The following is a 20,550-nucleotide window of genomic DNA, read 5'->3' on the forward strand; positions in this document are numbered from 1 at the left end:
CCTTCCGCCGTTCCGTACCGTACGGATCGGTAACGTGGCCGGTGTGAGCGGAGCGACGCACGTCACCGCCCCCGGTCCGCGGCTGTACGACCGCGCGGCCGAACTCGCCGCGGTGGCCCGCCTTTCGGCCCCCACCGGTACCGGGGACGGCGGGATCCTGTTCGTCACCGGAGGTCCCGGCGAGGGCCGTTCCGCCCTGCTCGCCCGGGCGGCCGGCGACTTCCCCGGCACGGCCCACCGGGTCGCCGCGCCCGGCCACCGGGTGCCGTGGAGCGGTGCGCGGGCCCTGTTCGCCGCCCTCGCGCCCGGGGCTACGGACGCCCGCCGGGCGCTGCGGACCGCGCGGGGCGAGGACGGCGTCGCCGTGGCCGTGTCCGGGCTCCTCGGGGACCGTCCGGTCCTGCTCTGCCTGGACGACCTGCACCTCTGGGACGCCCATTCGCGGGCCGCGCTCGCCGCGGCGTGGCGGCGGGGCCCCCTGCCGGGCCGCCCCGGACCCCGCTGGCTCGTGTCGGCCGCCCGCCACCACCGGCCGCCCGGTGTGCCGGGGGCGGAGACCGTACGGCTCGGGCGGCTCGGCCCGGACGGCGCGCGGGCCCTCCTCGGCGACCTGGCCGCCCCTCCCCCGGCGCCGCCGGTCGTACGGCGCCTGGTGGAGGAGGCGGCGGGGCATCCCGGTGTCCTCGTCTCGGCGGTACGGCGTCTCGGCGCCGCCCAGCTCGCGGGCACCGCGCCCCTCCCGGAACCGCCGGTCGACGGGGCGGTCCTCACCGAGGTGTACGGCGGCTTCCTGGAGCACCTGCCCGCTGACTCCCGGCGGCTGCTCACGGTGGTGGCGCTCGCGGGCCGTACCGGGGAGGAGGGCGCCGCCACGGCGACGCGCCGCCTCTCCGGCGTCGCCGTCGACGCCGTCCTCGACGGCGCGCGGGCGACCCGCACCCCCGCGGAGCCGCTGGACGGTCTGGTCGCGGACGGGCTGCTGCGCCGCGTCGACGGGCTGCTCCGCTTCGAGGACCCGTTCCTCGGGCGGGCCGTCCTCGCGGCGGCCCCGGCCTCCCGGCACCGCGAGGCCCGGCGGGCGGACGTGCCCCGGGCGGCCCGTACGGCGTCGGCGCTCGCCCGGGGCGAGCGCCACCGCGCCGACCGGCTCGGACCGCCCGCCGCCGTACGCGCCCTCGCCCCCGTGGTCCGGGGCCGCTCGCACCTCGTGCGCGGTCTGGCGGCGCTGGCGGACGGGCCGGTCATGGACGCGCACGAGGCGCTCCTGCGGGCGGCGGAGCTGCTGCGGGACCGGGCGCCGGCCGAGGCGTCCGACGCCCGGTTCCTCGCGATGGAGGCCGCCTGGGCCGGGGGCGACGCCGACGCGTGCCTGGTCGCGCTCGACCGCGGCGGGGACGCCGGGGGGACGGAGCGCGACTTCCTCGACGGGCTCGGCGCCGCCCTGACCCTGCGGTTCGACGAGGCCCGCCCGGCCCTGGCGCGAGTGGTCGCGCGGGACGGCGCCGAGGACGACCCCCGGCTGCTGCTGCGGGCGGGGTCGGCCGCGCTGGTGCTCGGCGACACCGCGGCGGCGGCCCGGGTGCACGCCCGCGCGCTCGCCCGGGCCCGGGCGGAGCACCGTACGGCCCTGCTGCCGCGCGCCCTCGAACACCTCGCGTACGCCGAGCTGCGGGACGGGCGGTACAGCAGGGCCGCGCGCACCGCCCGGGAGGGGCTGCGGGCGGCGGAGCCGACCGGGCAGCGGAACGTCGCCGCCCACCAGCACGCCGTCCTGGCCCTGGTGGCCTCGGTGGCGGGCGACGGTGACGCGGTGGCGGAGCACGCGGGTCTCGCCCTCGACACGGCGCGCCCGCACGGCCTCGTCCAGGCGGCGACGCTCGCGGAGTGGGCACTGGCCCGGGCCGAGCTGGGGCGCGGTCTGGCCGCGCAGGCGGCCGCGCGGCTCGTTCCGCTCGTCCGGGCCGGGCCCCGGGGCGGTCACTTCGCGCTGCGGATGCTGGTGGTGCCCTGCTTCGTGGAGGCGGCCGTCGCGGCGGGGCGGGCGGCCGAGGCCGGGGCGGCGGCCGCGGAGTACGCGGTCTGGGCGGGGTACGGCGTCGACGGCGCGGCACCGGCCCTGCTGGCCCGCTGCCGGGCGCTGCTCGCGCGGGGCGAAGAGCGCGGGGAGGGCGGGGAGGCGGCGTACTGGTTCGGTGAGGCCGTCCGCCGCCACGACGGCTGCGGCAACGACTTCGAGCGGGCCCGGACCCTCCTCGCGTACGGGACGTGGCTGCGGCTCCGGCGGCGTCCGGGCGCGGCGCGGGGGCCGCTGCGGGACGCCCTCGTCACCTTCGAGCGGTCGGCGGCGGACGGCTGGGCCGACCACGCCCGGTCCGAGCTGCGCGCCACCGGCGGCGCCGGCGGCGGGGCCGCCGACCCGACGGCGTGGGGCCTGCTCACGCCGCAGCAGCAGCGGATCGCCCGGCTCGCCGCGCAGGGCGCCACCAACCGGGAGATCGCGGGCCGGCTCACGCTGAGCCCGCGCACGGTCGACCACCACCTCCGGGGGGTGTTCGCCCGGCTGGGCATCCGTTCCCGGGTCGAGCTCCCGGGGCTGGTCGGCGCCGGGCTCCCGGCTCAGGCCGGCGGTACGGAGGCGAAGGGGCTGGTGTCGAGCCGGGCGAGGAGGTCGGCCGGGCCGTCGTAGACGGCGATGGCGCCCGCACCGGTCAGATCGGCCTCGGGGACGCCGCCGCACAGCACCCCGGCGACGGCCACTCCGGCGCGGCGGGCGGCCTTCATGTCCCAGACGCTGTCGCCGACGAACACGGCCCGGTCGGCCGGCACGCCCACGAGGGAGAGGGCGTGCTCGACGGGGTCGGGGGCGGGCTTGCCCTCGTCGACGTCGTCGGAGGTGGCGGTGTCCGTGAGCGCGTCGTCCGCGTCGATCGCCCGGCGCAGGGCCGTCAGCTCGCGGCTCCTGGCCGAGGTCACCAGGACCACCTTCCAGCCGTCGCCCGCGAGCTTCCGCAGCAGGTCGGCGGCGCCGTCGAAGGCCTGGAGCCGCTCGAAGTACGTCCCGTAGAGGGTGTCGTGCGCGGTGCTCAGGCGCTCGTCGTCCGACCGGTCGCGGTCCTGCCCGAGCAGGTGGTCGAGGAGCCGCCCGCCCGGCAGGCCGATGGACCGGTGCACGGCGTGCATGGTGACCCGGTGGCCGCCCTGGCGGAGCGCCTCCCACCAGGCGACGGTGTGCAGGTGGTTGGTGTCGGCCAGGGTTCCGTCGACGTCGAAGAGCGCTGCGCGGTCGCGGTCCATGGTCGGGATCTCCTCACGGGGCACGGGTGTGGTGCGGGACGGGCACCCGGCGGCTACCCGGAACGCCTCCGTTCAGTCGCCGCCCCGGTCACCTCTCCGCCCGCGGGATTCCTCGGGGCCCGTCGGCGCGTCGGAACGCCTTCGCGGGGCGGCACCACGGAGCATCGCGGTGCGGAGGCGTCGGGCGGGTAGGCGCGCACAAGATCGCGCCCGACCCGGGACGCGTCCCTCGCCCACCGGAGGAGGAGTACTTCATGCCCCACCGCTCCGTATCGCTCGCCCCGCTGCGCCAAGGGCGCCTGTGGCAGTGGTGGGAGCGCCAGCGGCGGGACCCCTTCGTGGTCCAGACCCTGCGTTCCACCGCGGCGGCGACGATCTCGTACGTCGTCGCCCTCCAGCTCAGCTCCGAACCGGCGCCGCTGACCGCGCCGCTGACCGCGCTGCTCGTGGTGCAGGTGACGCTGTACTCGACGCTCGTGACGAGTCTGCGGCGGGTGAACTCCGTCGTCGTCGGCGTCCTCATCGCCATCGCGTTCAGCGTGCTCGTCGGTCTGACGTGGTGGAGCCTCGCGATGGTCATCCTCGCGGCCCTGGTGGTGGGGCGGTTCGTCCGGGTGGAGGAGTTCGTCGCCGAGGTGGCGATCAGCGCGATGCTGGTCCTCGGCGTCACCCAGGTCGCCGACACGGCCTGGGACCGCGTCCTGGAGACCCTGATCGGCGCGATCGTCGGCATGGTGTTCAACATGGTGCTCGTCCCGCCGGTCTGGGTGGACACCGCCGGGGACTCGATCGTGGACCTGGCCCGGCGGATGCGCCAGCTGCTCCTGGGCCTCGGCGAGGAGCTGACGGATCCCGACGTGCCCCGCGAGCCCGATCCGTTCGGCGACTTCGACGGGCCGACGTCCGTGGACCTGGCGGCGGCGCGGCTCTACGAGGCGCGGCGCCTGGACAACGACGTCGCGGACGTGGACGCGGCCCTGCGGCAGGCGGAGGACAGCCTGCGGCTGAATCCTCGCGTGAAGGAGGGGCTGCTGCACCGGATCGTGCTGCGGACGGGGCTCGACACCCTGGAGATCTCCGCCGTGGTGCTGCGCGTCCTGACCCGGACCCTGACGGACCTGGCCCGGGAGCGGGACGGGGCGGTGCTCTTCCGGCCGGAGACGGCCCGCACCCTCCAGGAGGCGGTGCGGCACCTCGGGGACACCCTGGTGAGCTTCGCGGTCCTGGTCACCTCGCACTCCAGCTCCGGCGCGGAGACGGCGGAGAACCGTCTCGCCGAGCAGTTGGAGGCGGCCCGCGAGGCCCGTGACCGGGCCGCCGGGATGCTGAGGACGGAGGCGGCGGACGACCCGGAGCGCTGGCAGCTGTACGGCGCCCTGCTCGCCGAGGTCGACCGCGTCCTGAACGAGCTGGACCCGGACCACCGGGGCCGCCGTCTCATGGAGGAGCTGGACCGGCACACGCGCCTGCGCGAGGAGCGGCGGCGCAAGGTCGCCTCCCTCGCGGGACGCCGCGCGCGCCGCTCCTCCTGACCTCCTCCCCCGGCGCGGGTCAGACGGGGCGCAGGGCTCCGTCGGCGCGCAGGTCGGCGAGGGCGGGATAGCCGTCGACGGCCATGATCAGGTCGGCCTCGGCGAGGAGCGAGCGCAGGACGTGGACGACGCCGTCCGTACCGCCGAGGGCGAGTCCGTACGCGTACGGGCGGCCGACGCCGACCGCCGTGGCGCCGAGGGCCAGGGCCTTGACGACGTCGGCCCCGGTGCGGACGCCGGAGTCGAAGAGGACGGGCAGGCCGTCGGCGGCCTCGACCACCCCGGGCAGGGCGTCGAGGGCGGGCAGGCCGCCGTTGGCCTGGCGTCCGCCGTGGTTGGAGCAGTAGACGCCGTCGACCCCGCCGTCCCGGGCGCGGCGGACGTCCTCGGGGTGGCAGATGCCCTTGAGGAGGATCGGCAGGTCGGTGAGGGAGCGCAGCCAGGCGAGGTCGTCCCAGACGAGCGGCTTGCCGAAGACGCCCGCCCACTCCACGACGGCGGCGCGCGGGTCCTCCTCGGGGGGCTTGGGGAGCCGGGCCCGGAAGACGGGGTCGGAGGTGTAGTTGGCCAGGCAGTGTCCGCGCAGCTGGGGGAAGTTGCTGGTGGCGAGGTCGCGGGGGCGCCAGCCGGTGATCCAGGTGTCGAGGGTGACGACGACGCCCCGGAAGCCGGCCGCCTCGGCGCGGTGCACCAGGCTCTCCGCGAGGGCCCGGTCGGTGGGCGTGTAGAGCTGGAAGAGGCCCGGGGTGTCGCCGAGTTCGGCGGCGACCTCCTCCAGGGGGTCGACGGTGAGCGTGGAGGCGATCATCGGCACTCCGGTGCGGGCGGCGGCGCGGGCGGTCGCCAGGTCGCCGTGTCCGTCCTGGGCGCAGAGGCCGATGACGCCGACGGGGGCCATGAAAAGCGGCGAGGGCAGTGTCATGCCGAAGAGGTCGACCGACAGGTCGCGCCGCGCGGCGCCCACCATCATGCGCGGGACGAGCCCCCACTTGCGGAAGGCCGTGGCGTTGGCCTCCTGGGTGTACTCGTCGCCCGCGCCGCCGGCCACGTACGACCACAGCGAGGGCGGCAGTGCCGACCGCGCCTTCGACTCCAGTTCGGCGAAGGTCATCGGCAGCGCGGGGACGGTGCCGAAGAGGCCCTCGAAGTAGATCTCGTTCTGGTAGTCGCCGAAGTGCGGGGGCATGGGCCCGTCCCTTCCTATCGGGGGCGGGCGCCCGGGCCGCCCGCCGTGGTGCCGTCCAGGGTGCCCGTCGCGGGCCTCCGTGACCATGGGTCGGGCCCATGTCTCCCGTCCGGGCCGCCCGGCGGATGATGAGGGGATGACACGCACCTTCGAAGAACTCGTCGCGGAGGCCTCCGCGGCCCCGGTCGACGGCTGGGACTTCTCCTGGCTCGACGGGCGGGCGACCGAGCGGCGCCCCTCCTGGGGATACCACCGGCTCCTCGCCGACCGGCTGGCCACCGCCTCGGCCGGACTGGACGTCCAGACGGGCGGCGGCGAGGTCCTGGCCGGGGTTCCGGTGCTGCCGCCGACGATGGCCGCCACCGAGTCGTGGCCCCCGAACGTCGCCCGGGCCACCGCACTGCTCCACCCGCGCGGGGTGGTGCTCGTCGCCGATCCCGACGAGCCGCCGCTGCCCTTCGGGGACGCCGCCTTCGACCTCGTCACCAGCCGGCACCCGGCGACCGTGTGGTGGTCGGAGATCGCCCGCGTCCTGCGGCCGGGCGGCACCTACCTCGCCCAGCACGTCGGACCCGCCAGCGTCTGGGAGGTGGTGGAGCACTTCCTCGGGCCGCAGCCGGAGGCCGCCCGGGCGCGTCACCCCGACGACGAGGCCGCGGCGGCGCGGGCGGCCGGGCTCGACGTGGTGGACCTGCGCACCGAGCGGCTGCGGATGGAGTTCCACGACATCGGCGCGGTCGTCTGGTTCCTGCGCAAGGTGGTCTGGATCGTGCCCGGGTTCACGGTCGACGCCCATCTGTCCCGGCTGCGCGACCTCGACGCCCGGATCCGCGCGGAGGGGCCGTTCGTCGCCCACTCCGCCCGGACCCTGATCGAGGCGCGCAGGCCCGCCGCGTGACGGGCGCGGGCCCCGCTCAGGCGCGCGCCGGCGGGAGCCCCCAGTCGAGGCGCAGGACCGCGAGGTCGTCGGAGTGCCGGCCGGCGTTCCGCGCGTGGGTCTCCTTGATGAGGAGGTCGACGTGGACGTCCGGGTCCTCCGTCGGCAGGGTCGCGATCAGGTCGAGCAGTCCCTCGACGCCGAGCCGCTCGTTCGTCGTCCCGCTGTGGCCCTCGGTGAGGCCGTCGGTGTAGAGGGTCAGGGCGCCGGTGGCGGGGAGCGGGACGACCGTGGGGGGCCAGCGGTGGGGGCCGGGGAAGATGCCCAGGGCGATGCCGTGGGCGGCGTCCAGCTCCCGGGTCCCCCCGGGCGTGGTGAGGAGCGGTTCGTGGTGGCCGGCGAGGTGCAGGGTGGCGGTGCCGGCGTTCTGGTCGAGGGTGAGGAGGGTGCAGGTGGCGAACATCTGCTGGCCTCCGCGCTCGGCGAGCAGGATGCGCTCCATCAGGTGCAGCAGGTCGTCGCCGCGGTGTCCGCCGAGCACGAGGGAGCGCCAGGCGATCCGCAGGCAGACGCCGAGCGCGGCGGCGTCGGGCCCGTGTCCGCTGACGTCGCCGACGACGGCGTGCAGCAGTCCGTCGTCGCCCTCCACCACGTCGAGGAAGTCCCCGCCGAGCAGGGCCAGGGTGGCGCCCGGCAGGTAGCGGGAGGTCACCTTCACCGTGGAGGTGTCGAGGATCGGCTGGGGCAGCAGGCCGCGCTCCAGGCGGGCGTTCTCCTCGGCCCGCAGCCGGGCGGCCTGGGCTTCGGAGTTCGCGCGTTCGGTCTCGCTGCGGTAGACGGCGTAGCGGACCGTCCGGTGCAGCAGGTCCGCCTCGACCTTTCCCTTGACGAGGTAGTCCTGGGCTCCGGCGGCCATGGCGTCGGGGCCCGCCTGCGCCTCGGCGAGGCCGGTCAGGACGATGACGGCGGTGTGCGGGGCCATGGCCCGGACCGTGGTGACCGCGTCGGTGCCCGACACGTCGGGCAGGTGCAGGTCGAGGAGGATGCAGTCGATCGGCGTGCCGGCCAGTTCGGCGCGGGCCCCGGCCAGGGTGGTCCGGGTGGTCAGCTCGAAGCGCAGTCCCGTGTCGTGGAGGAGTTCCTCGACGAGCAGGGCGTCGCCGAGGTCGTCCTCGATCAGGAGGATGCGGTACGTCGGTTCGTGGGGCGCCGGGGCCCGGCCGATCGCGGTGGTGGTCATCGCGTCGGCTCCGTGCCGGAGCGGACGGCCTGCGGCAGGGCGGCCGGTTCGGGGGTCTGCGGCGGCTCGGTCGCCAGGGTGAAGGTGATGCGCGCTCCGTGGCGGTACTCGGTGTCGACGGCGATGGTGCCGCCGTGGAACTCGACGATCTTCTTGCACATGGCGAGGCCGATGCCGCTGCCGGAGTACACGTCCTTGGTGTGCAGCCGCTGGAAGATCACGAAGACCTTGTCGGCGTACTCCGGGGCGATGCCGATGCCGTTGTCGGTGACGGTGAACCGCCACAGTTCGCCCTCCCGGGCCGCCGTGACGCGGATCCTCGGCGCTTCGTCCGGGCGGCGGAACTTCACCGCGTTGCCGATCAGGTTCTGCCAGAGCATCCCCATCTGGGTGGGGTCGGCGACCAGGGCCGGCAGCGGGTCGTGCGTGATCTTCGCCCCGGACTCCTCGATGCCGACGCTCAGTGCGGACAGGGTCCGCTCCAGGACCTCGTCGAGGTCGACGCTCTGGTGGGCGTTGTGCAGGCGTCCGACGCGGGAGAAGTCGAGCAGGTCGTTGATGAGGACCTGCATCCGGTTCGCCCCGTCGACGGCGAAGTCGATGTACTGGTCGGCCCGGCTGTCGAGCTGTCCTCCGTAGCGCCGCTGGAGGAGCTGGGTGAAGCTGGAGACCTTGCGCAGCGGCTCCTGGAGGTCGTGCGAGGCCACGTACGCGAACTGCTCCAGTTCGGCGTTGGAGCGCTGGAGGTCCGCGGCCTGGGCGTCGAGGCGCAGGCGCGCCTCCTCGGTGAAGGCGAGTTCCCGCACCAGGCGGCGGCGCATGAAGTCGATCTCCTCGCCGAGGCGCCGCAGGTCGGCGGGGCCGGACGGGGTGATGGGGTGCTCGAAGTCGCCGCCGGCGATGGCGCGGGCATCCGCGCCGAGCCGGTCGAGGGGTTCGTTGATGCCCCGGCGCAGCCCTTCGAAGATCAGGGCCGTCAGCACGGCGATGAGGATCGCGATGGCGCCGAACACCCAGTTCCGGACGCCCATCGTGTTCATCAGCTCGTCCCTGGTGCGGAGGCGCTCCGCGCGCAGCCGTTCCTGCTGCTCGCCCAGGGCGGCGCGCACGGTGTCGAAGCTCTCCTTGCCCTCGGCCGCCCGCTGGACGGCCAGCGGCGAGGACGAGCCGGGCGGCGCGGCGGCGATCGGTCGCGCGATCCGCTCCTGCCAGGCGGTCACGGCCACGCGCACGGTTTCGAAGTCGGCCAGGGCGGCCCGGTCGCCGGCGAGGAGCCCGGAGAGCTGGGCGGTCCGCGACTCCTGTTCGGCGACCCCCTCCCGGTAGGGGGCGAGGAAGTCCGGGTTGCCGGTCAGCCCGTAGCCGCGGATCCCGGTCTCCTGGTTGAGGACGGCCGATTCCAGCCGGATGGCCGTGGTGAGCGCGGGGGACCGCACGTCCACGAGTTCCTTGCTGAGCGACTCGGTGCGCGAGAGGATCCAGCCGCCCGTCACTCCGAGCAGGGTCAGGACGACCAGGGATATGGCCGCGCCCACGCGAAGCCACCGCCGGGTCGTCCATGCGGACAGTCCCCGCTCACGCGATCGCTTCCCATCGCCGGTCATGGTGCGGACTCCTCTGCTGCGACAGCCGCGAAGGTGCGGCGCGATCACTGTAATGGGCGACAACGGTTGTTGTCGCCGGGCTGCCCGGGGACCTAGAGTGCCGGGTGTGCCAGGCAAGAACTTCGTGTTGCGGACCACTCCGCAGGAAACGGCCGCCGCCGCGGAGACGGCGGTCGGCGAGCTCGCGCAGCGCCTCGTCCAGCGTCTCCTGAACGATCACTCGCGCCCGGCACCGGACGACCGCGCGCAGGCCCTGGCCCTGCTCCACGTCCTGGACCACGTCCAGAAGGCCGCCGAACGGCTCCAGCAGGAGGCGGTCACGGCCGCCGCCCGCGCGGGAGCCGGCTATCCGCAGATCGGCGCGGCCTGCGGCATGACCCGCCAGGGCGCCCGCCGCCGCTGGCCGGGGCTCTTCGACCACTCACACGACAAACCCACGGAGCAACCGATCATGACCACCCCCGCCCGCCCCTTCGACGTCCTGCTCGTCGAAGACGACGTCGCCGACGCCATGCTCATCGAGGAGGCACTCTCCGAGCGCGGGGCCCGCAATCTGGTCCAGGTCACCGACGGGGTCGCCGCCCTCGAACACCTGCGCGACCCGAACACCGCACGGCCCGACCTCATCGTCCTCGACCTGAACATGCCCCGGATGAACGGCCGGGAGCTGCTGAAGGTCCTCAAGTCCGACGAGAGCCTCCAGACCATTCCCGTGGTCGTCCTGACCACGTCGACGGCGCCCGACGACGTGACCGGGGCGTACAGCAGCCACGCCAACGCCTATGTGACCAAGCCGGTCAACCTGGAGGAGTTCGAGCAGGCCGTCCAGAGCATCGACGCCTTCTACCTCGACACCGCCGCCCGGCCGCGCCCCTGACGGCGCCGGGCCGCGCTCCCCGCGTCCGGGAGGAGCGGGTTCAGGCCAGGTCGATGCGGGCCGTGATGCGCTTGCCGACCGGCTCCCGCCGGACGCGGAGGTCCTGGGCGACGGCCTTGACGATCTCCAGGCCGTGCTGACCGATCCGGTCCGGATCGGCGGCGTGGGCCTCCGGCACCGTGGGCTCGCTGTCCCACACCACCACGTCCACGGTCCCGGCGACGATGCGCAGTTGCAGCAGGACCGGGCCCGGGGCGTGCCTGCGGGCGTTCGTGACCAGTTCGCTGACGACCAGCCGCGTCAGCTCCGTCGCGCGCGCGGAGACGGGCACGCCCCAGACGGTGCGGGCCTTCTCCAGGAAGGCGGTGGCGTGGTCGCGGGCCTCGGCCGTGAGTCCCTCCCCCTCGTCCCACGCGTAGCCGACCTGCATGAGGCCGCCCTCGGGCACGGCACAGTCGTCGCCGTCGCCGGCCTTCGTCGTCATCGTTTCCCCCCGTGTTCACGCGCGCGTCCACCCGCCATGACGTCGTGTCCACCCTAGGTGTTCCCGGATGCGGCCGAGAGGGCCGATCCGGGGGTCAGTCGCCCGGCGCGATGAGGACGACCTGATCCCGCGCGTGCCAGTACCGTACGCGGGTCTTGGGCGGGTTGAGACGCGTTCCGTGGCCGGGCGCGGTCGCGGAGCGGTAGCCGATGGCGCATTCGCCGCGGCGGGCGGCCGACGCGGCGACGGCGGCGAAGGAGGTCGTCCGGCCGGTGGTGACGTAGTGGGCGGCCGGGCGGAGGTGGAGGGTGTTGCCGGCCGGGGAGAGGAGTTCCTCGAACACGGCGGTCAGGTGGGGGTTCTGGGAGATCTGGGTCATGAGGAGGCCGACGAGCCTGCCGCTGACGACGAAGTCGGCTCCGGAGGCCCGGGGCGCGATCAGCCGGTTGCGGTCGTCGGCCATCTCGGTGACGACGGGCACGTGGTGGCCGCTCTCCTCCTCCCTGGCCCGCAGGTGGAGGAGGGTGACGAGCGTCCGGTCGTCCGGGTCGCCGCGGCCGGGGCGGGGGTCGGGGCCGAGCACGATCACCACGTCGTAGCCGGTGAGGTCGAGGGCGTCCGTCGTCGACCGCAGCGCGGGGTCGCCGGGGTGGTGGTGGACCGGCATGCGGGGGGCGAGGGCCGCGGCGACGGACCGGACGGCGGCGGCCGTCGCACCACGCGGACCGGCCACGACGTCGAGGGTCGAGCCGGGCGGTGTACGGCGTGACAGCTGGTCGGCGATCCGGGGCGCCCTGCGGTTCCAGCCGAGGAGGAGGATCCGTTCGGCCGGGGCGGGGGCCGGGTGCGGCGCGGGGGTGAGGGCCCTCGGGTCGTGGGGCACGGAGAGGTCGGCCAGCCGGGTGGAGTACGCGTCCCGGGCGATCACGAGGAGGCCGTCGCCGTCCCGGAACCGGGCGGGGAGGGGCGGGTTGAGCGCCACGGTCCCGTCGTCGTGGGCGATGCCGACGGCGATGGACTCCGGGCAGGCCCCGGCGGCCTCCTCGAAGGTCAGGCCGGGCAGGCGGGGGTCGCGCAGGGTGTGGAACTCGTGTCCGGCGAAGTCGAGGAGTTCCTGGTGGACGAGGGAGAGTCCCGGCTGCCGGGCGCAGTCGACGACGAGCCGGGCCGAGATGTCGTCCACGTCCAGGACGGTGGTCCGGGGGCCGCCGGCCAGCCGGGCGGCGGCGAGGTGGCGGTCGTCGCGGACGGCGGCGACGACGCGGACCCGCCGGTCCTCCCCCAGGGAGGCGGAGAGGGAGAGCAGGGTCTTGACGGTCTCGGCGTCGTCCCGGGGGTCGTCGCGCGGCAGGACGAGGACGCAGTCCGCGGTGGCCGGGCTCACCCGGGCGAGGGCGACGGGGTCGGCGGGACGGCCGGTGCGGCACAGGACGCGGGTGCGGCCCGTGGCGCGGGCGGTGGTGTGGAGGTCCTCCTCCATGGCGGCCTTGTCCCGGTCGGCGAGGACCGCGATCACGCGGCGGTACCGGTCGGTGTGGGCGGCGGCCAGTTCGGAGACGACGGTCGGGATCTGTTCGGACCAGCCGAGGACGACGGTGTGGCCGCGCTCCAGGATCACGGCCCGGCCCCGGTCGAGGGCCATCAGCCGGTCGGTGAGGCCGGTGGTGATCAGGCTGACCAGGGTGGAGACGTACAGGAGGGCGATGAGGGCGAGGAGCACGGACAGGACGACGCGCAGGGGCGGTCCGACCTCGCCGCCCAGGCGCATGGTCTGTCCGGTGCTGCGCCAGACCGCCGCGATCCTCGACCCGAGGGTGGCGGGGGCGCGTTGGTCGGTCCACACGAGGAGGGCGCTGACGGGGACGACGAGCGCCAGGCAGCCGAGGGCGAGCCAGCCGCAGAGCGCCGGTATGCCGCGGGCGAGGGTGGTGTCGAACCAGTAGCGGAGGCGCGCCTCCGCGGAGGGGGCCGGGTACGGCGGCCGGGGCCGGGTGTTCGCGGCCCGGCCCGTTCCGGGTGCCCGTGGGGCGTTCCGTTGTCCGGGAACGACCTTGTTGCCTTCTCTGCGCACGTCGGCAGCGTGGCGCCCCGCCGCGTCCGGCGGGGCGCCATCGCCGGGGATTCATCCCTTCGTGAGCGACCGGAGGGGGTCGGGTCAGCCGTTCGGGTCGAAGGTGATCCCGGCGGGTTTGGCCTTGGCGAGGTGGGCGGCGAAGCTGCCGTCCTTGAGGCCGAAGTGCGCGCTGCCGAAGTCGGCCGCGACGAGCTTCTCGCGGATGCCGGCGGGGTAGCCGTTCCAGCCGACCAGGGTCGGGAACTGCCAGGTGCGCCGGTGGTTCTCGGGCGGTTCGTCGTCGGTGCCGGCGGGGCGGAAGCAGTGGGTGCCGATGCCGTCCTTGTGGTAGACGACCTTGGGGTGGTCGCCGTCCCAGCGGATCCGGTCGCGGGCGTAGGTGTCGAAGTCGCCGTGGGCGGAGGTGGAGACGTACTCCGCCCGGCCGTCGCGCACCCACACCACGACGTGCTCCCAGTCGTGGCGGTGTCCGCCGAGGCCGCTGCCGGCCACCGCCTGGTCCTTCTCGAAGTAGAGGGCGTAGAGGATCGCGCACCAGCCGTTGTTGCACTTCGCGCGGGAGTACCCGTTGGTGCCGGCGAGGTCGGAGGCGTCGCGGCACTGGCCGTTGAGGGCGCCGGACGGCTTGAGGCCGCCGTTGAGCGTGCCGTCGGGGCCGATCGCGGCGGTGGAGTAGCAGCCGTCCGTGTCGTAGTCGAAGGCGGGCTGGAAGGCCTGTTCCAGTGCGTCGGCGTTGCCGGGCAGGGCGGGGGGCGGTGCGGCGAGCGCGCTGCTCGGGAGGGCGATGACCAGCGCGAGGGCGCCGGCGAGGGCGAGGGCGCCCCGGGCGGCGTACGCGGGTGTCTTCAACTGCGTCCCCTTGGGTCGGACGGCGTCGGGCGGTGGCGTGCGGGGGCCGTACGGCGTCGCGGGGCGCCGCACGGCACGCGTCATCGTGACATGACCGCGTCAATATGGGGAGACGTCCACCGCTCCGGACGGTGAACGCCGCCCGTCGGGCACCGGACCGGCGCGCCCGCCTTTTCGTCAAAACATCTAGACGATACGTATCGTCTCGTCTAAGGTGATCGTCATGACCACCGCTTCTCCCGCCCACATCGCCATGTTCTCCATCGCCGCCCACGGCCACGTGAACCCCAGTCTGGAGGTCATCCGCGAGCTCGTCGCCCGGGGCCACCGCGTCAGCTACGCCGTCCCCGCCTCCTTCGCCGCCAAGGTCGCCGAGACCGGGGCCACCCCCGTCGTCTACACCTCGACGCTGCCGACCGACGCGGACCCGGAGGCCTGGGGCACCGAACTCATCGACAACATCGAGCCGTTCCTGGCCGACGCCGTGCAGGCGCTCCCCCAGCTCGCCGAGGCCTTCGACGGGGACCGGCCGGACCTGGTGCTCCACGACATCACCTCGTACCCGGCCCCCGTCCTCGCCCACACGTGGGGCGTCCCCGCCGTCTCCCTCTGGCCGAACCTCGTGCCGTGGGAGGGGTACGAGGAGGAGGTCGCCGCGCCGATGTACGCCGAACTCAAGGCCTCGCCGCGCGGCAAGGCGTACTACGCCCGGTTCGAGGAGTGGCTCGCCGGACACGGCGTCGACACCCACCCCGACCGGTTCGTCGCCCGGCCGCGCCGCGCGGTCGTCCTCATCCCGCGCGTCCTCCAGCCGCAGGCCGACCGGGTCGACGAGTCCGTCTACACCTTCGTCGGCGCCTGCCAGGGCGAGCGCGCCGACCAGGGCGAGTGGCGGCGGCCGGCCGGCGCGGAGAAGGTGCTCCTGGTCTCCCTGGGCTCCGCCTTCACCAAGCAGCCCGGCTTCTACCGGGCCTGCGTCGAGGCCTTCGGCGACCTGCCGGGCTGGCACGTCGTCCTGCAGATCGGCAAGTTCGTCGACCCGTCCGAACTCGGCGCCCTGCCGGACAACGTCGAAGTGCACTCCTGGGTGCCCCAGTTGTCGATCCTGCGGCAGGCCGACGCCTTCGTCACCCACGCGGGCGCGGGCGGCAGCCAGGAGGGCCTGGCCACCGCCACCCCCATGGTGGCCGTGCCGCTGGCCACCGACCAGTTCGGGAACGCCGACATGCTCCGGTCCCTGGGCGTGGCGCGCCACCTGCCGCTGGCGGAGGTGACCCCCGAGCGGCTGCGGGAGGCCGTCCTCGCGCTCGCCGGCGATCCCGAGGTGGCCCGCCGCGCGCGCGAGATCCAGGAGTCGATGGCCCGCGAGGGCGGCACCCGGCACGCCGCCGACCTGATCGAGGCGGAGCTGCCGGGCTGACCTCCCGGCCCTCCCGGCGCGCCGATTGTGAACGCCTCGCCAACAGGCGGCCGGAGCCGTTGCCCCTCCTCCCCGGCACCGATAGGAATCAAGGCACATACGTGATTCCGCACATAGTCGGCGAGGAGGAGGCATGGCCCTGGAGTACGGGCTGCTCGCCCTGCTGTCGTTCCGTCCCCTCTCCGGGTACGACCTGCTCAAGTGGGTCGAGACGGAGGGGCGGTTCATCCGCTCGCGGATCCACCACAGCCAGATCTACCGGCTCCTCGGCCGGATGGTCGCCGACGGCCTGGTGGACTACCGGGTCGACCCCCGCGAGGGACGGCCGGACGCCAAGGTGTACCGGCTGACGGAGGTGGGCCGCGAGGCCCTCCTCACCTGGGTGCGCTCCCCGTACGAGCCGACCGGCCGCTTCCAGGACCCGGACTTCCTCACCCGGTTCGCCTTCGCCGCCTCCCTGGAGCGGGAGGCGGCCCTGCGGCTGATCGACACCGAACTCGCCCACCGGCGCGAGCAGATCGCCCGCAGCCGCGACCGGGACCGGACCCTCGTCTTCGAGGACCCGCTGCCCGAGGTGGACCAGGAGCTGACCCGGCGGGTCTTCGAGGAGATGCACCGGTACGGAGCCGCCTCGGTGGACCGCTGGGTGGAGTGGCTGGAACGGACGCGCACCCTCCTCGCGGACCCGACAGAAGGGAAGTCCGTCCGATGAGGGCGATCATGGTCATGTTCGACAGTCTCAACCGGCGGATGCTGCCGCCGTACGGAGGCGAGCGGACGCACGCCCCGAACTTCGCGCGGCTCGCCGCGCGCGCGGTGACCTTCGACCGGGCCTACGCCGGATCGATGCCGTGCATGCCGGCCCGCCGCGAACTGCACACGGGGCGGTACAACTTCCTGCACCGCAGCTGGGGGCCGCTCGAACCGTTCGACGACTCGATGCCCGAGCTGCTCAAGCAGAACGGCGTCCACACCCACCTCGCCAGCGACCACCCGCACTACTGGGAGGACGGCGGCGCCACCTACCACGGCCGGTACAGCACCTGGGAGTTCTTCCGGGGGCAGGAGGGCGACCCGTGGAAGGGGCAGGTCGCGGAGCCGGAGATCCCCGAGGACCTGAAGCGGATCCGTTCGGCCGTCTACCGGCAGGACTGGGTGAACCGGCCCCACATGGCGACCGAGGACCTGCACCCGCAGACCCTCACCTTCGACGCGGGCCTGGAGTTCATCCGCACCAACAGCGCCGAGGACCGCTGGTTCGTGCAGATCGAGACCTTCGACCCGCACGAGCCGTTCTTCAGCCACCAGCGTTACAAGGACCTCTACCCGCACGCCTACGACGGGCCGCACTTCGACTGGCCCGACTACAAGCGGGTCGTGGAGAGCGACGAGCAGGTCGCGCACGCCGGGTACGAGTACGCCGCCCTGCTCTCCATGTGCGACCACTCGCTCGGCCGGGTCCTGGACGCCATGGACGAGCACGGACTGTGGGACGACACGCTCCTGGTCGTGAACACCGACCACGGACTGCTGCTCGGCGAGAAGGGCTGGTGGGGCAAGTCCGTACAGCCCTGGTACAACGAGCTGGTCCATCTGCCGCTGTTCGTCTGGGACCCGCGCGCGGGCGGCGCGGGCGAGCGGCGCGACGCCCTGGTGCAGACCGTCGACCTGGCCCCCACGCTCCTGGAGTTCTTCGGCGTCGGACGCCCGGACGACATGCAGGGCTCCCCGCTGCCCCTCGCCGCCGGGTCCCCCGCCGTGCGCGAGGCCGGGCTCTTCGGCATCCACGGCGGGCACGTGAACGTCACCGACGGCCGGTACGTCTACATGCGGGCGCCCGTCGCCGCCTCCAACACCCCGCTGGAGGAGCACACGCTGATGCCGACGCACATGCGGGGCCGCTTCACGCCCGCCGAGCTGGCGGACCTGGAGCTCGCCGAGCCGTTCGGCTTCACCAAGGGCGTCCGCACCCTGCGGATGCCGGGCCGGACCTTCGTCAACCCGTACCAGCACGGCACCCTGCTGTTCGACCTGGAGACGGACCCCGAGCAGCTGGACCCGGTCGTCGACGACGCGACGGAGCTGCGGCTCGCGACGCTGCTCGTGGAGCTGATGCGCGCCACGGAGGCGCCGCCGAGCCAGTACGCGCGGCTCGGACTGCCCGCCGAGGGGCCGGTGACCGGGGATCACCTGCTCGTACGGGCGCAGCGCGAGCAGGCCCGGCGGGCCTCGCTGCCGCTGCCGCGCGCCGAGGACTACCCGGAGGGGCGCCTGTCCCTGCGGACCCCGGTGGCGGCGCTGATCGGCGATCCGGTGGCGGTGGAGGTGCTCCGGCGGCACCTGCCCGGGATCGCGGACTCGGAGCTCCTGCAGTTCCTGGGGCCGACCCCGCTGATCGACGTCGCCGCCATGGCGGGCGGCATGCTGCCCGCCGAGCGGCTCCGGCTGGTCGCGGAGGAGCTCGCGAAGCTCTGAACGCCTCCCCGTCACCCCGCCGTACGGGCGGGGTGACGGGAGCGGGGTCAGACGACGGCGCCCGTACGGCGGCGCGGTGCGGGAGCCGCCGGGGCGGGGGCCGGACGACGGGTCTCCAGGGTCACGGCCAGCGGGACGGCGGTGAAGACGGTGGACGCCATGCCCAGGACGACACCGGCCAGCAGCGCGACCGAGAAGTCCGTCAGCGAGTCCCCGCCCAGGACGGCGAGCGCCACCAGGACGAAGAGCGCGCCCATGCCCGTGTTGACCGTGCGCGGAAGGGTCTGGGCCACCGCCCGGTCGGCCAGGTCGGTCAGCGGTACGCCGCCGCGCCGCCGCAGTTCCCGCAGCCGGTCGAGCACCACGACGGAGTCGTTCACCGAGTAGCCGACGACGGTCAGCAGCGCGGCCAGGAACACGCTGTCCGCCGGCTTGCCCAGCCAGGCGAACAGGCCGATCACCAGGAGGACGTCCTGGGCCATGGCGGCGACGGCGGCCGTCGCGTACGTCCAGCGGAACCGCACGGTCAGATAGAGGAGCTGGGCCGCGACCGCCAGGCCGAGCGCGAGCAGGGCGTGGGTGCGCAGCTCGCTGCCCAGGCTCGGGCCGATCAGGTCGTCGCGCTCGACCGTCACCGGTCCGGCGACCCCGGTGAGCGCCTCCCGGATCTCCCGCTGCTCGCCGTCGCCGGTCTCCTTCACCCGTACCGACACGTCCCCGTCGCCGGTGGTCTGCACGACGGCGTCGGAGAAGCCGGCGGCCGCGACGGCCGCGCGGGCCGCGTCGGCGTCCACCGGGCGGTCGGCCGCGTACTGGACGACCCGGCCGCCGGTGAACTCGACGCCGAACTCCACGCCCCGGACGCCGATCCCGGCGAGGGCCACCAGGAGGAGGCCGGCGCAGCCGGTCAGCCAGCGGCGGCGGTGGGCCGTCAGGCGCGGGACGCGCCGGGTCAGACGGGTCCGCAGACGGCCGAGCCCGGCCATGCCGGTCACCGCCGGCCGCCGGCGCACGGCGGGCAGCCGGAGCGCCGCGTCGGCGAGGAGCCGGGTGATCACCATGGCGGTGAGGAGCGAGGTCACGACACCGACGGCGAGCGTCACGCCGAAGCCCTTGACCGGGCCGGTGGCGAAGACGAACAGCAGCCCGGCGGCGAGCAGGGTGGTGACGTGGGAGTCCGCGACCGCGCTCCACACCTTGCCGAACGCCGTCGTCACCGGCCGCCGCAGATCGCGCCCGGCGGACCGGCCCAGGGCCGCGTACTCCTCCCTGGCCCGTTCGAAGACCAGGACGTTGGCGTCGACGGCGATGCCGATGGCCAGGACGAAGCCGGCGAGGCCGGGCAGGGTGAGGGTGGCGCCCAGGGCGACCACGGCGGCGTACGAGATCAGGCCGTACAGCAGGAGGGCGACGGTGGCGAGGAGGCCGAGGAGCCGGTAGACGGCGATGACGAAGAGCCCGGTGCAGGCCAGGCCGATCACCGCCGCCAGGGCGCTGGCCCGGATCGCCTCCGCGCCGAGCGTCGGGCCCACGGTGCTCTGCTCGACCGTCGTCACGGGGACGGGCAGCGCGCCGCCCTGGACGAGCGCGGCGAGGTCGCGGGCCTCCTGGCCGGAGAAGCCGCCGGTGATCTGCGCGGAGCCGCCGCCGATGCCCGCCCCGCAGGGGACGCCCGTCTGCATGCCGGGCGCGGAGACGATCCGGTCGTCGAGGACGACGGCGACCCTGCGGGCCGGGTCCCCGGGGGAGGCGCAGGCGGCCTCGCCGGTGATCCGGGCCCAGTCGCCCGCGGCCCGGTCGCGGAAGGAGAGGTCGACGGTCCAGCCCCGGACGCTCGTGGTGTCGAGGACGGCCTCCGCGCTCTCGACCCCGTCGCCGGTGAGGGCGGGGGCGGCCAGGGAGAGGAAGCGGCCGGGCGCGTCGGGGTCGGCGAGGACGCGCGTGCCGTCTGCGGCGGCCGGTCCGGCCGGTCCGCCCGCCTCGCCGGTGACGGCGTGGAAGGTGAGCTGGGCCGTGCGGCCGATGGTCTCGGCGGCCTTGCGCGGGTCGCGCAGGCCGGGGAGTTCGACGACGATGCGGCGCTCGCCGGAGCGGGCGAGGGAGGGCTCCGCGACGCCGAGTCCGTCGACGCGCTTGCGGAGCACCTCCAGGGCGCGGTCGGTGGCCGCGGCGTCGGCGCGGGTGATGGGGCCGTCCTCGGTCTGCAGGACGATGCGGGTGCCGCCGCGCAGGTCGAGTCCGAGGCGGGGCGGGGTGGTCAGGGTGATCCAGAGGGAGAGCGCGACGACGGCGAGCGCGAGGAGCGCGCGCCACAGCGCGGCACGAGAGGACATGGGTACTCCACAGGCAGCGCACGGGCCGGCCGGGCGCCGCCCCGGAGGGGGCGCGGGCCGTTCCCGTGCCGGACGTACGGTCGGAAGCGCGTCGGCGACCGGCCCGTGGACATGCCGGGGGCCCGGACGGCGACGCGGGGGAACGTCAGCTGTGCCGGGTGGGGGGAGGGCCCCGGGGGTCCCTCGGGACGTGGGGCCCGCCGGGCGGCGCCCGCTCGCGGCGGGGATCGCCGGCGAGGAGGCCGCGCGGGGGGAGGGAGAGGTCGAGGGCCGCGGCCGCGGGGGCGGCGGGCGCCGCCGGGAAC

The 20,550-nt window shown here is 75.0% G+C and carries 15 protein-coding genes; 7 read left to right on the forward strand and 8 right to left on the reverse strand.

Features of this window, described 5'->3' with window-relative positions:
* Positions 1-43 precede the first annotated feature (43 nt).
* On the forward strand, positions 44-2,686 hold the full coding sequence (locus ADL08_RS26000) for a helix-turn-helix transcriptional regulator (RefSeq protein ID WP_078968328.1): 2,643 nt from the start codon (positions 44-46) through the stop codon (positions 2,684-2,686).
* On the opposite strand, the gene ADL08_RS26005 is transcribed toward ADL08_RS26000, so the two are convergent.
* Positions 2,617-3,294 (reverse strand): HAD family hydrolase, encoded by a 678-nt coding sequence (locus ADL08_RS26005; protein ID WP_053647080.1) that lies wholly within the window; start codon positions 3,292-3,294, stop codon positions 2,617-2,619. The genes ADL08_RS26000 and ADL08_RS26005 overlap by 70 nt on opposite strands.
* A 254-nt stretch (positions 3,295-3,548) precedes the next feature.
* On the opposite strand from ADL08_RS26005, the gene ADL08_RS26010 reads away from it, so the two are divergent.
* Positions 3,549-4,826 carry an FUSC family protein gene (locus ADL08_RS26010; protein WP_053647082.1) on the forward strand — a complete coding sequence of 426 codons (1,278 nt, stop codon included), beginning with the start codon at positions 3,549-3,551 and terminating at the stop codon, positions 4,824-4,826.
* A 19-nt stretch (positions 4,827-4,845) separates the two neighbouring features.
* Here ADL08_RS26010 and ADL08_RS26015 read toward each other — a convergent pair whose 3' ends face one another.
* Complete coding sequence (locus ADL08_RS26015) at positions 4,846-6,012, reverse strand: alpha-hydroxy-acid oxidizing protein (protein ID WP_053647084.1); 1,167 nt, start codon at positions 6,010-6,012, stop codon at positions 4,846-4,848.
* Positions 6,013-6,148: 136 nt separating this feature from the next.
* On the opposite strand from ADL08_RS26015, the gene ADL08_RS26020 reads away from it, so the two are divergent.
* The gene (locus ADL08_RS26020; protein WP_053647086.1) at positions 6,149-6,910 is read left to right on the forward strand and encodes a class I SAM-dependent methyltransferase; all 762 of its coding nucleotides are present in this window, start codon (positions 6,149-6,151) and stop codon (positions 6,908-6,910) included.
* A gap of 16 nt (positions 6,911-6,926) precedes the next feature.
* Here ADL08_RS26020 and ADL08_RS26025 read toward each other — a convergent pair whose 3' ends face one another.
* Both ADL08_RS26025 and ADL08_RS26030 read right to left on the reverse strand, forming a co-directional pair.
* Complete coding sequence (locus tag ADL08_RS26025) at positions 6,927-8,129, reverse strand: PP2C family protein-serine/threonine phosphatase (protein ID WP_053647088.1); 1,203 nt, start codon at positions 8,127-8,129, stop codon at positions 6,927-6,929.
* A complete protein-coding gene (locus ADL08_RS26030) occupies positions 8,126-9,733 on the reverse strand; it encodes a sensor histidine kinase (protein WP_053647090.1) in 1,608 nt (535 codons plus the stop codon). Before ADL08_RS26030 ends, ADL08_RS26025 begins: the two co-directional genes overlap by 4 nt.
* Before the next feature lie 106 nt (positions 9,734-9,839).
* Between ADL08_RS26030 and ADL08_RS26035 the strand changes: the two genes are divergently transcribed.
* Positions 9,840-10,610 carry a response regulator gene (locus tag ADL08_RS26035; RefSeq protein WP_078968324.1) on the forward strand — a complete coding sequence of 257 codons (771 nt, stop codon included), beginning with the start codon at positions 9,840-9,842 and terminating at the stop codon, positions 10,608-10,610.
* Positions 10,611-10,650: 40 nt separating this feature from the next.
* On the opposite strand, the gene ADL08_RS26040 is transcribed toward ADL08_RS26035, so the two are convergent.
* The 3 genes from ADL08_RS26040 to ADL08_RS26050 all read right to left on the reverse strand — a co-directional run bounded on the left by ADL08_RS26040 (position 10,651) and on the right by ADL08_RS26050 (position 14,017).
* Positions 10,651-11,094 carry an ATP-binding protein gene (locus ADL08_RS26040; protein WP_053647092.1) on the reverse strand — a complete coding sequence of 148 codons (444 nt, stop codon included), beginning with the start codon at positions 11,092-11,094 and terminating at the stop codon, positions 10,651-10,653.
* Between the two features lie 94 nt (positions 11,095-11,188).
* Positions 11,189-13,165, reverse strand: a complete 1,977-nt coding sequence (locus tag ADL08_RS26045) for a CASTOR/POLLUX-related putative ion channel (protein ID WP_078968325.1) — start codon at positions 13,163-13,165, stop codon at positions 11,189-11,191.
* An 84-nt stretch (positions 13,166-13,249) separates the two neighbouring features.
* A complete protein-coding gene (locus tag ADL08_RS26050; RefSeq protein ID WP_053647094.1) occupies positions 13,250-14,017 on the reverse strand; it encodes an NPP1 family protein in 768 nt (255 codons plus the stop codon).
* 223 nt (positions 14,018-14,240) lie between these two features.
* Between ADL08_RS26050 and mgt the strand changes: the two genes are divergently transcribed.
* The 3 genes from mgt to ADL08_RS26065 all read left to right on the forward strand — a co-directional run bounded on the left by mgt (position 14,241) and on the right by ADL08_RS26065 (position 17,912).
* Positions 14,241-15,437, forward strand: a complete 1,197-nt coding sequence (mgt, locus tag ADL08_RS26055) for a macrolide-inactivating glycosyltransferase (RefSeq protein WP_053647097.1) — start codon at positions 14,241-14,243, stop codon at positions 15,435-15,437.
* Between the two features lie 133 nt (positions 15,438-15,570).
* Entirely contained in the window at positions 15,571-16,149 is a 579-nt protein-coding gene (locus ADL08_RS26060; protein ID WP_053647099.1) for a PadR family transcriptional regulator, read from the forward strand.
* Positions 16,150-16,163: 14 nt separating this feature from the next.
* Positions 16,164-17,912, forward strand: coding sequence for a sulfatase (locus ADL08_RS26065; RefSeq protein WP_324615458.1), 1,749 nt, complete (start codon positions 16,164-16,166; stop codon positions 17,910-17,912).
* A 47-nt stretch (positions 17,913-17,959) separates the two neighbouring features.
* On the opposite strand, the gene secD is transcribed toward ADL08_RS26065, so the two are convergent.
* Positions 17,960-20,245, reverse strand: coding sequence for a protein translocase subunit SecD (gene secD / locus ADL08_RS26070; protein WP_053647104.1), 2,286 nt, complete (start codon positions 20,243-20,245; stop codon positions 17,960-17,962).
* Positions 20,246-20,550: the final 305 nt, after the last annotated feature.

It is taken from the genome of Streptomyces sp. NRRL F-6492, from assembly GCF_001280125.1.
GTDB lineage: Bacteria > Actinomycetota > Actinomycetes > Streptomycetales > Streptomycetaceae > Streptomyces.